8 protein-coding genes are annotated in these 10,965 nt (G+C 58.1%); 3 read left to right on the top strand and 5 right to left on the bottom strand.

Going from position 1 to position 10,965, the window contains the following annotated elements; genetic code table 11:
* Positions 1 to 264: 264 nt before the first annotated feature.
* Complete coding sequence (gene uxaC, locus ACWYRJ_RS14490; protein ID WP_455508153.1) at positions 265 to 1,677, top strand: glucuronate isomerase; 1,413 nt, start codon at positions 265 to 267, stop codon at positions 1,675 to 1,677.
* 17 nt (positions 1,678 to 1,694) lie between these two features.
* Positions 1,695 to 3,182 carry a UxaA family hydrolase gene (locus ACWYRJ_RS14485; protein WP_455508152.1) on the top strand — a complete coding sequence of 496 codons (1,488 nt, stop codon included), beginning with the start codon at positions 1,695 to 1,697 and terminating at the stop codon, positions 3,180 to 3,182.
* A gap of 94 nt (positions 3,183 to 3,276) precedes the next feature.
* Here the strand turns inward: ACWYRJ_RS14485 and sstT are convergent, their stop codons facing one another.
* The 4 genes from sstT to ACWYRJ_RS14465 all read right to left on the bottom strand — a co-directional run bounded on the left by sstT (position 3,277) and on the right by ACWYRJ_RS14465 (position 7,529).
* Positions 3,277 to 4,518, bottom strand: a complete 1,242-nt coding sequence (gene sstT / locus ACWYRJ_RS14480) for a serine/threonine transporter SstT (RefSeq protein WP_249576951.1) — start codon at positions 4,516 to 4,518, stop codon at positions 3,277 to 3,279.
* A 218-nt stretch (positions 4,519 to 4,736) separates the two neighbouring features.
* A complete protein-coding gene (locus tag ACWYRJ_RS14475; RefSeq protein ID WP_023309283.1) occupies positions 4,737 to 5,705 on the bottom strand; it encodes a TerC family protein in 969 nt (322 codons plus the stop codon).
* Between the two features lie 251 nt (positions 5,706 to 5,956).
* On the bottom strand, positions 5,957 to 6,955 hold the full coding sequence (locus ACWYRJ_RS14470; protein ID WP_455508151.1) for a Gfo/Idh/MocA family protein: 999 nt from the start codon (positions 6,953 to 6,955) through the stop codon (positions 5,957 to 5,959).
* Positions 6,956 to 7,025: 70 nt separating this feature from the next.
* Entirely contained in the window at positions 7,026 to 7,529 is a 504-nt protein-coding gene (locus tag ACWYRJ_RS14465) for a YgjP-like metallopeptidase domain-containing protein (protein WP_023309281.1), read from the bottom strand.
* Between the two features lie 83 nt (positions 7,530 to 7,612).
* On the opposite strand from ACWYRJ_RS14465, the gene rlmG reads away from it, so the two are divergent.
* On the top strand, positions 7,613 to 8,749 hold the full coding sequence (rlmG, locus tag ACWYRJ_RS14460) for a 23S rRNA (guanine(1835)-N(2))-methyltransferase RlmG (protein WP_249576950.1): 1,137 nt from the start codon (positions 7,613 to 7,615) through the stop codon (positions 8,747 to 8,749).
* A gap of 82 nt (positions 8,750 to 8,831) precedes the next feature.
* Here the strand turns inward: rlmG and ACWYRJ_RS14455 are convergent, their stop codons facing one another.
* Positions 8,832 to 10,853: an oxidoreductase gene (locus tag ACWYRJ_RS14455; protein WP_455508150.1), complete on the bottom strand. Its 2,022-nt coding sequence runs from the start codon at positions 10,851 to 10,853 to the stop codon at positions 8,832 to 8,834.
* Between the last annotated feature and the right edge of the window lie 112 nt (positions 10,854 to 10,965).

Genomic DNA, 10,965 nt, shown 5'->3' with positions numbered 1-10,965 from the left:
GACGGCGAAAAGATAACTTGTCATACAACTTTAAAAGGTGAGTGACATCACAAATGTATGATTATTTGTGGGGACATTCGTCGCTGCGGGCAAAGCCAGTAATGGCGCGGCCTGCAGCAGGGTTTGTTCCAGTGAGGGGAATGAATTTGTTGGCGTTTATTGATCTCACTCACGAAAAAAGCTTCGGTGGGTGGAAATTGGTGTGATAACTTTGCAGCATATGAACATACGCTTTCTGACGCTCCCGTAATGAGGAAGACGATAATGACGCCGTTTATGACCGACGATTTTCTGTTAGATACCGAATTTGCTCGCCGCCTGTACCACGACTACGCAAAAGACCAGCCGATTTTCGATTACCACTGCCACCTGCCGCCGCAGCAGGTTGCCGAAAATTACCGTTTCAAAAACCTGTATGACATCTGGCTGAAGGGTGACCACTATAAATGGCGCGCCATGCGCACCAACGGCGTCGCTGAGCGCCTGTGTACCGGTGACGCCAGCGACCGCGAGAAGTTTGACGCCTGGGCTTCGACCGTTCCGCACACCATCGGCAACCCGCTCTACCACTGGACGCATCTTGAGCTTCGCCGCCCGTTTGGTATTACCGGAACGCTGCTCTCCCCAGCGACCGCCGATGAAATCTGGGAGCGCTGCAATGCGCTGCTGGCGCAGGATAACTTCTCCGCGCGCGGCATCATGAAGCAGATGAACGTGAAGATGGTGGGCACCACCGACGATCCGATTGGCTCTCTGGAGCATCATGCCGTTGTCGCCAAAGACACCTCTTTTGATATCAAAGTGCTGCCAAGCTGGCGCCCGGACAAAGCCTTCAACATTGAGCAGGCTACCTTCGCCGACTACATGGCGAAGCTGGCGGAAGTGTCCGATACCGACATTCGTCGTTTCGCAGACTTGCAAGCCGCGCTGACCAAACGTCTGGATCACTTCGCGGCGCACGGCTGTAAAGTTTCTGACCACGCGCTGGACGTGGTGCTGTTTGCGGAATCAAATGAAGCCGAGCTGGACAGCATTCTGGCACGTCGTCTCTCCGGTGAATCGCTTAGCGAGCACGAAGTGGCGCAGTTCAAAACGGCGGTACTGGTGTTCCTCGGTGCCGAATACGCGCGTCGCGGCTGGGTACAGCAGTACCATATCGGTGCGCTGCGCAATAACAACCAGCGCCAGTTTAAGCTGCTTGGTGCGGATGTAGGCTTCGACTCCATCAACGACCGTCCGCTGGCAGAAGAGCTGTCCAAACTTCTGAGCAAACAGAACGAACAAAATCTGCTGCCTAAAACCATCCTTTACTGCCTGAACCCGCGCGATAACGAAGTGCTGGGTACCATGGTCGGCAACTTCCAGGGCGAAGGGATGCCGGGCAAGATGCAGTTCGGCTCCGGCTGGTGGTTCAACGATCAGAAAGACGGTATGGAACGTCAGATGACGCAGCTGGCGCAGCTTGGCCTGCTAAGCCGCTTTGTCGGCATGCTGACCGACAGCCGCAGCTTCCTGTCCTATACCCGTCATGAATATTTCCGCCGCATTCTGTGCCAGATGATTGGCCGCTGGGTGCACGCAGGCGAAGCGCCAGCGGATATCCAGTTGCTGGGCGAAATGGTGAAAAACATCTGCTTTAACAATGCGCGTGACTACTTCGCCATTGAACTGAACTAGGGCCGTTTGAGGTTGATATGCAATACATCAAAATCCATTCGCTGGATAATGTGGCCGTCGCGCTGACGGACCTCGCTGAAGGCGACGTGGTGACCGTTGATAACCAGAGCGTCACCCTGCGTCAGGCGATTGCTCGCGGACACAAGTTTGCCGTGAAGCCTCTCGCTAAAGGGGACAACGTCATTAAGTACGGTCTTCCGATTGGGCATGCGTTAGCGGATATCGAGCCGGGTGAACATATTCATTCTCACAATACCCGCACCAATCTGAGCGATCTGGACGAGTACAGCTATCAACCTGATTTACCCGCGGAAGAGCGCCAGGCTGCAGATCGTGAAGTACAGATCTACCGTCGCGCTAACGGTGAGGTGGGGATCCGCAACGAGCTGTGGATCCTCCCGACCGTCGGCTGCGTCAACGGCATCGCGCGGCAGATCCAGACGCGCTTCCTGAAAGAGACCAACAGTGCCGAAGGCACTGACGGGGTACATCTGTTCAGCCACACCTACGGCTGCTCCCAGCTGGGTGACGACCACATCAATACCCGCACCATGCTGCAAAACATGGTGCGCCACCCGAACGCGGGTGCGGTGCTGGTGATCGGCCTGGGCTGCGAGAACAATCAGGTGGACGCCTTCCGCGAGACGCTCGGTGAGTTCGATCCTGAGCGCGTGCATTTTATGGTGTGTCAGCATCAGGACGACGAAGTGGAAGCGGGCGTTGAGCAGCTTCATCAGCTGTATGACGTGATGCGCCACGACAAGCGCGAGCCGGGCAAGCTGAGCGAGCTGAAGTTTGGTCTGGAGTGCGGCGGGTCTGACGGCCTGTCCGGCATCACCGCCAACCCGATGCTGGGTCGCTTCTCGGATTACGTCATTGCCAACGGCGGCACCACTGTGCTGACCGAAGTGCCGGAGATGTTCGGCGCAGAGCGTATTCTGATGAGCCACTGCCGCGACGAAGAGACGTTTGAGAAGACCGTCACCATGGTGAACGACTTCAAACAGTATTTCATTGCCCACAATCAGCCCATTTACGAGAACCCGTCACCGGGTAACAAAGCGGGCGGGATCACCACGCTGGAAGAGAAATCCCTTGGCTGCACTCAGAAAGCGGGCGCCAGCCAGGTGGTTGACGTTCTGCGCTACGGCGAGCGCCTGAAAACGCACGGTCTGAACCTGCTGAGCGCGCCAGGGAACGATGCGGTTGCCACCAGCGCGCTGGCGGGAGCCGGCTGCCATATGGTGCTGTTCAGCACCGGTCGCGGTACGCCGTACGGCGGTTTTGTGCCGACGGTGAAAATTGCCACCAACAGCGAGCTGGCGTCGAAGAAAAAGCACTGGATCGACTTTGACGCGGGCCAGCTGATCCACGGCAAGGCGATGCCGCAGCTGCTCGATGAATTTGTTGATGTCATCGTGGAAATTGCCAGCGGCAAGCAAACCTGTAACGAGAAGAACGACTTCCGCGAGCTGGCGATCTTTAAGAGTGGTGTGACGCTTTAAATAGGGAGCGGGCTGGTGCCCTCACCCTGACCCTCTCCCACAGGGAGAGGGTACAAACACTAAAAACGGCAACCTTAGGGTTGCCGTTTTGCTGTTAACCTCGCAGGGCGTTCTTCGCTAAACGCGCGTCTTCCGCCTGACAGGCCGCTGCGGTAAACAGCACGTCGGTAGAGGAGTTCAGCGCGGTTTCGCAGGAGTCCTGCAGCACGCCGATGATAAAGCCGACGGCTACTACCTGCATGGCGATTTCGTTCGGGATACCGAACATATTACACGCCAGCGGGATCAGCAGCAGGGAACCGCCCGCCACGCCCGATGCGCCACAGGCACACAGCGACGCCACGACGCTCAACAGCAGCGCGGTTGGCAGATCCACCGGAATGCCCAGCGTATGCACCGCCGCCAGGGTCAGCACAGTAATGGTGATTGCCGCACCCGCCATATTCACGGTTGCACCCAGCGGGATCGAAACGGAATAGGTGTCGCGGTCCAGGTTCAGTTTCTCCGCCAGCGCCATGTTAACCGGAATGTTCGCCGCCGAGCTGCGGGTGAAGAAGGCGGTTACGCCGCTTTCGCGCAGGCAGGTCAGCACGAGCGGATACGGGTTGCGGCGGATCTGCCAGAACACCAGCAGCGGGTTGATCACCAGCGCCACCAGCAGCATACAGCCGACCAGCACAACCAGCAGCTGCGCGTAACCCCACAGTGCGTCAAAACCGGTAGTTGCCAGCGTGGAGGAGACCAGCCCGAATATACCGATAGGCGCAAAGCGAATTACCAGCTTCACCATAAAGGTCACGGCGTTGGACAAATCGTTGACCAGGTTTTTCGTGGTCTCGTTGCCGTGGCGCAGCGCGAAGCCCAGACCAATCGCCCAGACCAGGATGCCAATGTAGTTTCCGCTCATCAGCGCGGTGATGGGGTTAGAGACCATGCTCAACAGCAGGCCCCGCAGGACTTCGACAATCCCGGACGGCGGCGTGATATCACCGGCCGCGCTGGTCAGGTGCAGCGTGGACGGGAACAGGAAGCTAAACACCACGGCCGTTAAGGCAGCCGAGAAGGTTCCCAGCAGATAAAGGAACAGAATGGGGCGAATATTGGTTTTTTGTCCGTGCTGGTGGTTGGCAATTGACGCCATGACCAGCATCAGAACCAGTACCGGCGCGACGGCTTTCAGTGCACCTACGAACAGCGTCCCGAGCAGCCCCGTGGCTTCCGCGGCAGGTTTTGACACCATCGCCAGCAGAATACCCAGCACCAGCCCGACCAGAATTTGTTTAACGAGGCTGCCCTGCGCCAGGCGCGCGAACAGACCGCTTGATTGTATGCTCATACATATTTCCTGAGTGAAATTGCGTTCCATCCCGGATGTGCTCTTAGTCACATTTATGTCCGGATGTAAGTAAATGTTTGCCTGGTCGAGTATAGGGAATGCGCGAAAGGAGGGAAGCGTAAAATGCTGGATTTTACGTGTTGCATCATATTTTTTAACTACTGCGTTACAAAAGTGTGTTCACCCTCTCCCTGTGGGAGAGGGCTGGGGTGAGGGGATTACTCCACCTGCTGCTTCTTATCGTGCTGGCGGTTAACCCAGGTATTGATAATCAGCGTCACGATCAGAATGCCAAATACCACGCCGAGCGAAATAGCGATCGGGATATGGTAGAAATCGACGATTAGCATTTTGATACCGATAAACACCAGAATCACCGACAGGCCGTACTTCAGCATGGAGAAACGCTCCGCCGCGCCTGCCAGCAGGAAATACATGGCACGCAGGCCGAGAATGGCGAAAAGGTTAGAGGTCAGGACGATGAACGGGTCGGTGGTTACCGCGAAGATCGCCGGAATGCTGTCCACGGCGAAAATCACGTCGCTCAGCTCAACCAGAATCAGCACCAGCAGCAGCGGGGTGGCAAACAGCAGGCCGTTCTTGCGCACGAAGAAGTGCTCGCTCTCGATCTTGTCGGTCATGCGCAGATGGCCGCGGATCCACTTCACCAGCGGGCGATCGCCAATCGCAGAGCCGTCCTCTTTCGCCAGCGCCATTTTGACCCCGGTGAACAGCAGGAACGCGCCGAAGACGTACAGCAGCCATTCGAACTGGGTAATCAGCCAGCTGCCAGCGAAGATCATGATGGTACGCAGGATAATCGCGCCTAGCACGCCGTACACCAGCACGCGACGCTGCAGGGCAGCAGGCACGGCGAAGTAGCTGAACAGCATCAGCCAGACGAAGACGTTATCGACCGCCAGGGCTTTTTCAATCAGATAACCGGTGAGGAAGGCGAGCGCCTGAGGGTCGGCCACCGCGCGGCCTTCAGTCGAGGCCAGGTACCACCAGAAGGCAGCGCAGAAGAGCAGAGAGAGGGTGACCCACACCAGCGACCAGGCGGCGGCCTGTTTCATGGTCATGCCGTGCGCGCCGCGACGTCCCTGCAAAAAGAGGTCGATCGCCAGCATGATGAGCACGACAACCGCGAATCCGCCCCACAACATTGGAGTGCCGACAGAATGCATACTATTTTCCTTACACATAAAAAACAAAAACGGCCATAGTCAGAAGACGATAGCCGTTAGCTTTTTATGCATAGACCTCGCCTTCCGGCAAGGTCTCACTTACAACCACGAAGGTTGCCCGGCGACCGGATGCGGTATTGCACGCATCGTAATGACGATCCACCGACGAAGAAGTTACTCCCCTTTGCAGGTAACAAAATATGTCAGACCATTGGTTTCGTCAATGGTCTGCGCCGTTTCATTACACAGCTTTACGCGATAACCTCCGCGCCCACGCCGTCTGCAGGGAATACCACGCCGGTCTGGCGGCGGATCTCCGTTTGCAGCTTCGCCGTGGTGCGGCTCACCGCAAGGCCTGGGTGATTCACTTCGTTGTCTTCCACCAGACGGGCGAAGACCTCTGCCTCATAGAGCATAGTGTTAATATGCTGAGGCTGCGTCAGCTCCTGGGCTTTGCCACCTCGCGGGACAAAGCTCACCTTCTGGCACTCGGAGATCTTCTCAATGACCAGCGAGCCCGCTTCGCCCTGAATTTCGCTCGGCAGCACGGAATCGCTCACCTTGGAGTGCTGCAGCGTCACGCTGAAATCACCGTAATCCAGCACCGCGACACCGTGCGCATCCACGCCGCTCTCCAGCAGGCTGGCGGTGGCCGTGACGCCGTGCGGTTCGCCCCACAGGGCCACGGCAGAGGCCAGGCAGTAGAATCCGATATCCATTATCGAGCCGTTCGAGAACGCCGGGTTAAAGGTGTTCGGGTTCTCGCCGTCCAGATAGCGCTGGTAGCGCGACGAGTACTGGCAGTAGTTAATAAAGGCTTTGCGCACCTTGCCGATTTTCGGCAGGGAATGCTGCAGCAACAGGAAATTCGGCAGGCTGGCGGTTTTGAACGCTTCGAAAAGAACCACCTGGTTTTCGCGGGCAAGCGCAATGGCCGCCTCCACTTCCTCAATATTTGATGCCAGCGGCTTCTCGCAAATCACATGCTTTTTATGGCTGAGGAACAGCTTCGTTTGCGGGAAGTGCAGGGAGTTCGGGCTGGCGATATAGACCGCGTCAATGGCGTCGCTTTGCGCCATCTCATCAAGCGAGGTGAAGAGATGCTCAACGAGGTAATCGTTGGCAAAACTCTGCGCCTGCTCAAGGCTGCGGGAATAGACTGCGGTAAGTTTCAGTTTGCCGGTTTCGTGGGCGGCGTCGACGAACTGGCGCGTGATCCAGTTCGTTCCAATGACTGCGAAACGTATCATAAACGTTTACGTACTCCGTAGCGGGGAACCTTTAGCCACTGTAGCACGTCATCATGACAATTCGCGTGCGCTATTCCGCATTACCATTTAACGATAAATGCGTAAGCCACAGGCGGGTATCAAACTCCAGCTGGTGGTACTGCGGCTCCATGTGGCAGCACAGGGAATAGAACGCTTTGTCGTGCTCTTTCTCTTTCAGGTGCGCCAGCTCGTGCACCACGATCATCCGCAGAAAGGCTTCCGGCGCGTTACGGAAAACCGTTGCGACGCGGATCTCCGCCTTGGCCTTCAGCTTGCCGCCCTGCACGCGGGAGACGGCGGTGTGCAGGCCGAGCGCGTTTTTCAGCACGTGGATCTTGTTGTCGTACATCACCTTGTTGATCGGCGGCGCGCTCTTCAGATACCGGCTTTTCAGATCCTGCGTATACTGCCAGAGGGCCTTATCGGTCGCGAAATCGTGGGTGCCGGGATAGCGTTTTTCCAGCACTGCGCCGAGCTTCTGCTCGGCAATCAGGCTGCGAACCTGAGTCAGTAAATGCTCCGGATAGCCCTGGAGATAAGTAAGTTGGTTCATCAAAAGCCCAAATTAATGCGAAAACGGGTATACTCACGCACCCTTTTCAGGGATACGCCAAATTTTACCATTCAGGAGGGCCGATGAGCCACTTAGACAACGGTTTCCGTTCACTCAACCTTAAACGTTTCCCGGAAACGGACGACGTTAACCCGCTTCAGGCGTGGGAAGCGGCGGATGAATATCTGCTGCAACAGTTGGATGAGACTGAAATCCGCGGCCCGGTTTTGATCCTGAATGACGCCTTCGGCGCGCTGGGCTGTGCCCTGGCGGAGCACACGCCGTACAGCATCGGCGATTCCTACTTAAGCGAGCTGGCGACGCGTGAAAACCTGCGCCATAACGACATCGAAGAGTCCAGCGTGAAGTTCCTCGACAGCACCGCGGATTACCCGCAGGCGCCGGGCGTGGTGCTGATCAAAGTGCCAAAAACCATGGCGCTGCTGGAGCAGCAGCTGCGCGCGCTGCGTAAGGTCGTGACGCCAGAAACCCGTATCATCGCGGGTGCCAAAGCGCGCGATATTCACACCTCGACGCTGGAGCTGTTCGAGAAGGTTCTCGGCCCGACCACCACCACGCTGGCGTGGAAAAAAGCGCGCCTGATCAACTGTACGTTCACCGCTCCCGAGCTGGCCGACGCGCCAGAGACCCTGAGCTGGAAGCTGGAAGGGACCGACTGGACCATCCACAACCACGCGAACGTCTTCTCCCGCACTGGTCTGGATATCGGCGCGCGCTTCTTTATGGAACATCTGCCGGAAAATCTGGAAGGAGAGATTGTCGACCTGGGCTGCGGCAACGGCGTGATTGGCCTGACGCTGCTGGCGAAGAACCCGGAGGCCAGCGTGGTGTTCAGCGACGAATCGCCGATGGCGGTGGCCTCCAGCCGTCTGAACGTTGAAACCAATATGCCGGACGCGCTGGACCGCTGCGAGTTTATGATCAACAACGGGCTGTCGGGCGTAGAGCCTTTCCGCTTCAACGCCGTGTTCTGCAACCCGCCGTTCCACCAGAAGCACGCCCTGACGGATAACGTCGCGTGGGAGATGTTCCACCACGCGCGCCGCTGCCTGAAGATCAACGGCGAGCTGTACATCGTGGCCAACCGCCACCTGGACTACTTCCATAAGCTGAAGAAGATTTTCGGTAACTGCGTCACCGTTGCGACGAACAATAAGTTTGTGGTGCTGAAGTCGGTGAAGCTGGGACGTCGTCGTTAAGATTGTTTTGCCTGGCGGCGCTTCGCTTGCACAGGCCTACGGTTTTGTAGGCTCGGTAAGCGCAGCGCCACCGGGCAATGCCCTAGATCGCCAGAGCTAATTTCGTCCCCTGCGCAATCGCGCGCCGCGCGTCCAGCTCCATCGCCACGTCGCACCCGCCGATCAAATGCACCGTTTTACCGGCCTCGCGCAGCGGATCGGCCAGATCGCGCTTTGGCTCCTGTCCGGCACATAAAATCACATGATCCACGCGCAAGAGCTGCGGCTCGCCGCCGATCGTGACGTGCAGCCCCTCGTCGTCGATCTTGTGGTAGCTGACAGCCGGGATCATCTTCACCCCGCGTGAGAGTAGGGTGGCGCGGTGGATCCAGCCGGTCGTTTTGCCCAGCCCTTCACCCGGCTTGCTGGCCTTACGCTGCAGCATCACGATCTGGCGCGGGCTTTTCGGCAGTTGCGGCCCTTCCGGGCGTAATCCGCCGGACTGGCTGAGGCTGGTATCAATACCCCATTCGACGCAAAACTCGGCAATGTTCTGGCTGGTCGCCTCGCCCGGCTGGCTCAAATACATGGCGGTATCAAAGCCGATCCCGCCGCAGCCGATAATCGCCACCTTCTCGCCAACCGGTACTTTGTCACGCAGCACGTCGAGATAGCTCAGCACTTTTGGATGATCGATACCCTCGATCGCAGGCGTGCGCGGTACGATCCCGCTCGCCAGAATCACCTCATCGAAATCAGTCAGATCCGCCGCGCTGACAAACTGGTTAAGCCGCAGCTCGACGCCCGTCAGTTCGATCATCCGGCGGTAGTAGCGCAGCGTTTCATAAAACTCCTCTTTGCCCGGGATCTGTTTGGCGATATTAAACTGCCCGCCGATCTCCCCGGCTGCATCAAACAGCGTCACGCTGTGCCCGCGCGAAGCGGCATTCACCGCAAACGCCAGGCCCGCCGGGCCAGCGCCCACGACGGCCAGGCGTTTTTTATTGACCGCCGGAACGATCGGCATTTTGGTTTCATGGCAGGCGCGCGGGTTGACGAGGCAGGAGGTGACCTTGCCGACGAAAATCTGATCCAGACAGGCCTGGTTACAGCCGATGCAGGTGTTGATCTCATCCGCGCGGCCGCTTTGCGCTTTGGACAGCAGTTCGGCATCGGCGAGGAACGGCCGCGCCATCGAGACCATGTCGGCATCGCCGCGCGAAATCACATCGTCCGCCACCTGCGGATCGTTAATGCGGTTGGTGGTGACCAGCGGAACGGACACTTTGCCCTTCAGCCTGCGCGTTACCCAGCTGAAAGCCGCGCGCGGCACCGGCGTGGCGATGGTCGGAATGCGCGCCTCGTGCCAGCCAATCCCTGTGTTGATAATCGTGGCACCCGCGGCTTCAATCGCCTGCGCCAGCTGCACGGTTTCGTCAAACGTGCAGCCGCCCTCCACCAGGTCGAGCATCGACAGGCGGAAGATGATGATAAAGTCCGTGCCCGCACGTTCGCGCACGGCGCGCACGACTTCTACAGCAAAGCGCATCCGGCGGGAATAGTCGCCGCCCCATTCGTCGTCTCGCTGGTTGGTGCGGGCGGCCAGAAACTCGTTGATCAGGTAGCCTTCGGAGCCCATCACCTCAACGCCGTCATAGCCCGCCTCACGCGCCAGCGCGGCGCAGCGGGCGAAGTCGTCGATCAGCGTCAGGATCTCGTCGTGGGTGAGGGCGTGAGGTTTAAAGCGGTTGATCGGCGCCTGAATGGCCGATGGTGCGACCAGGTTAGGCTGGTAGCTGTAGCGTCCGGTGTGCAGGATTTGCAGGGCGATTTTACCGCCCTCGCTGTGCACCGCGTCGGTCACAATGCGGTGGTACGGCAGCTGCGACGCATCGTTCAGCACCGCGCCGCCCTCCATGCCGACGCCGGAAGGGGCTGGGGCTACACCCCCGGTGACAATCAGCGCCACCCCGTGGCGGGCGCGTTCGGCATAGAAGGCCGCCAGACGCTCGGCCCCGTCCGGATGCTCCTCCAGCCCGGTGTGCATCGAGCCCATCAACACGCGGTTTTTAAGGGTGGTAAACCCCAGATCGAGGGGGGCGAATAACGACGGGTAGCGGCTCATAGTCTCTTCCAGTGTAAAATTATTGTTATGTGGTCGGATGAGTTACTAATTTAGCCAGCGGCAGCGGAAAGGTAAAAGCGGGATCGAATGATTGTGATAGATCTCAAAGAAC

The organism is Enterobacter sp., assembly GCF_977039595.1.
Note: the sequence above shows the minus strand (reverse complement) of the source record. Positions and strands in the feature narration are given on the sequence as shown.

Bases quoted from the DNA above. Each gene is read 5' to 3' on its own strand.
- uxaC (WP_455508153.1), top strand. From the start codon at position 265: ATGACGCCGTTTATGACCGACGATTTTCTGTTAGATACCGAATTTGCT.
- ACWYRJ_RS14485 (WP_455508152.1), top strand. From the start codon at position 1,695: ATGCAATACATCAAAATCCATTCGCTGGATAATGTGGCCGTCGCGCTG.
- sstT (WP_249576951.1), bottom strand. From the start codon at position 4,518: ATGAGCATACAATCAAGCGGTCTGTTCGCGCGCCTGGCGCAGGGCAGC.
- ACWYRJ_RS14475 (WP_023309283.1), bottom strand. From the start codon at position 5,705: ATGCATTCTGTCGGCACTCCAATGTTGTGGGGCGGATTCGCGGTTGTC.
- ACWYRJ_RS14470 (WP_455508151.1), bottom strand. From the start codon at position 6,955: ATGATACGTTTCGCAGTCATTGGAACGAACTGGATCACGCGCCAGTTC.
- ACWYRJ_RS14465 (WP_023309281.1), bottom strand. From the start codon at position 7,529: ATGAACCAACTTACTTATCTCCAGGGCTATCCGGAGCATTTACTGACT.
- rlmG (WP_249576950.1), top strand. From the start codon at position 7,613: ATGAGCCACTTAGACAACGGTTTCCGTTCACTCAACCTTAAACGTTTC.
- ACWYRJ_RS14455 (WP_455508150.1), bottom strand. From the start codon at position 10,853: ATGAGCCGCTACCCGTCGTTATTCGCCCCCCTCGATCTGGGGTTTACC.